At 43.2% G+C, this 259-nt stretch carries 1 protein-coding gene; it reads left to right on the forward strand.

Going from position 1 to position 259, the window contains the following annotated elements:
* Nucleotides 1-259, forward strand: a 259-nt coding sequence (locus tag AAEY75_RS15930; protein ID WP_352260137.1) for a hypothetical protein, incomplete at both ends; no start/stop codon positions are given.

Genomic DNA, 259 nt, shown 5'->3' on the forward strand with positions numbered 1-259 from the left:
CTCTACTAAAGCGGGTATTACGGTTGGGGTGTCTGATATCGTCGTATTAGATGATAAACAGAAGATCCTCGAAGAAGCGCAAGCAAAAGTAGATAACGTCATGAAGCAATTCAGACGTGGTTTGATTACTGAAGAAGAGCGTTACGAGAGAGTCATTTCGATCTGGAGTTCTTCTAAAGATGTCATCCAAGGTAAACTGATGAAGTCCCTTGATGAAGTCAACCCTATCTACATGATGAGTGACTCTGGAGCGCGTGGT

The sequence above is a fragment of the Psychrobacter sp. TB55-MNA-CIBAN-0194 genome (assembly GCF_040309505.1).
Taxonomy (GTDB): Bacteria; Pseudomonadota; Gammaproteobacteria; order Pseudomonadales; family Moraxellaceae; genus Psychrobacter; species Psychrobacter fozii.